Source organism: Mesorhizobium sp. M2A.F.Ca.ET.039.01.1.1, assembly GCF_003998035.1.
Classification (GTDB): Bacteria; Pseudomonadota; Alphaproteobacteria; order Rhizobiales; family Rhizobiaceae; genus Mesorhizobium.
In genome coordinates this window covers 1-1,895 of sequence record NZ_RZRY01000970.1, presented here as the reverse complement: position 1 = coordinate 1,895, position 1,895 = coordinate 1, and the positions used below count along the sequence as shown (strand labels likewise).

At 68.8% G+C, this 1,895-nt stretch carries 3 protein-coding genes; 2 read left to right on the top strand and 1 reads right to left on the bottom strand.

Going from position 1 to position 1,895, the window contains the following annotated elements; genetic code table 11:
* A partial coding sequence (gene cobI, locus EOA24_RS36230) for a precorrin-2 C(20)-methyltransferase (protein WP_127410724.1) occupies positions 1 to 491 on the top strand: 491 nt, incomplete at its 5' end.
* A complete protein-coding gene (locus EOA24_RS36225; RefSeq protein ID WP_126082101.1) occupies positions 488 to 1,252 on the top strand; it encodes a precorrin-3B C(17)-methyltransferase in 765 nt (254 codons plus the stop codon). The genes cobI and EOA24_RS36225, both read left to right, overlap by 4 nt.
* Here EOA24_RS36225 and EOA24_RS36220 read toward each other — a convergent pair.
* The coding region (locus tag EOA24_RS36220; protein WP_127410723.1) for a cobalt-precorrin-6A reductase at positions 1,216 to 1,895 on the bottom strand (680 nt) is incomplete at its 5' end. The two genes, EOA24_RS36225 and EOA24_RS36220, sit on opposite strands and share 37 nt — an antisense overlap.

Here is a 1,895-nt window from a genome sequence, read left to right as displayed (position 1 = left end):
TCTATGAGCAGTCGGCCGAACAAGTCGCCGAGCATCTCGGCGCCGGCAGGATGGTGGCGGTGCTGTCGGAGGGCGATCCGCTCTTCTACGGCTCCTACATGCATCTGCATGTGCGCCTGGCGCACCGCTTTCCGACCGAAGTCATCCCCGGCATCACCGCCATGTCCGGCTGCTGGTCGGCCACAGGCCTGCCGATCGTCCAGGGCGACGATGTGCTGACCGTGCTGCCGGGCACGATGAGTGAGTTCGAGCTGACCCGCCGGCTGGCCGACACCGATGCCGCGGTGATCATGAAAGTCGGCCGCAACCTGCCGAAGATCAGGCGCGCGCTGGAAGCGACCGGCAAGCTGGCCAAGGCTGTCTATGTCGAGCGCGGCACCATGCCGGGCAGCGTCTCGATGCGGCTTGCCGACAAGCCGGACGACAAGGCGCCCTATTTCGCCATCGTGCTGGTCGCCGGCTGGTCCGCCCGGCCCGGGGCTAAGCCGTGAGTGGCCGCCTTACCGTCATCGGTCTCGGACCCGGCAACGCCGACCAGGTCACGCCGCAGGCTGCCAATGCCATCGCCGAGGCTTCCTTCTTCTACGGCTACAAGCCCTATCTCGACCGGCTGGAGTTGCGGCCGGATCAGACCCGCATCGCCTCCGACAACCGCGAGGAGCTCGCCCGTTCCAACGAGGCGCTGGCCAAGGCGGCCGAGGGCCATAGCGTCGCCGTCGTTTCCGGCGGCGACCCCGGCGTCTTTGCCATGGCCGCGGCCATCTGCGAGGCGATCGAGGCCGGTCCCGACGAATGGCGCGCCATCGACCTCGCTGTCGTCCCCGGCGTCACCGCCATGCTTGCCGTCGCAGCCCGCATCGGCGCGCCGCTCGGCCACGATTTCTGTGCCATCTCGCTCTCCGACAATCTGAAGCCGTGGGAGCTGATCGAGCTGCGCCTGCTGGCGGCTGCCGGAGCAGGCTTCGTCATCGCGCTCTACAACCCGATCAGCAAGGCCCGCCCCTGGCAGCTCGGCCGAGCCTTCGAGTGCCTGAAGGCGATCCTGCCCGGCACCACGCCGGTGATCTTCGGCCGCGCCGCCGGCCGGCCGGACGAGCGTATTGAGGTGTTTTTGCTGGCGGACGCCGATGCGGCAAAAGCCGACATGTCGACCTGCATCATCATCGGCTCCCCCGAGACCCGCATCATCAGGCGCGGCGAGAAGCCGGCGCTGGTCTACACGCCGCGTTCGGCAACGGGCGCGAAAAGATGATCGACTTTGGCCGCCAGCGCATCGACGGTTTCGGCCGAGGGCACGTCAGGCAGAGGCGGCCGACGGATCATGACCACTTCGATGCCGAGCGCCCGCGCGGCGGCGATCTTGCCGTAGGTCGCCTCGCCGCCGCTGTTCTTGGAGACGACGGCATCGATCCCGTATTTTTCGAGCAGCGCTCGCTCTTCCACTTCCGGAAACGGTCCGCGCGCCAGCAGATAGAGCGCATCGGGCACGGCCAGCTGCGGCTCGACCGGGTCGACGCTGCGGATCAGGTAACAGTGCTGGGGCGCGGCCTCGAAGACGCCTGCCTCCTGCCGGCCGATCGCCAGGAAAACGCGGCGCGGCGCCCTGCCGAGCGCGCTTGCCGCCTCGGCGGCACTGTCGACCAGCGTCCAGCGATCACCCGCGCCCGGCTCCCAGCCAGGGCGCCGCAAGGCCAGGATCGGCACGCCGGTTTGCCGCGCCGCTTCAGCGGCGTTGGCAGAGATTCGCGCGGCGTAGGGATGCGTGGCATCGATCAGCAGATCGACTTTTTCCTGGCGAAGATAGGCGGCGAGTCCGTCGGCGCCGCCAAAGCCGCCGACACGCACCGGCACGCCTTGCGCGACCGGACTTTCGGTGCGGCCGGCCAGCGACAGCG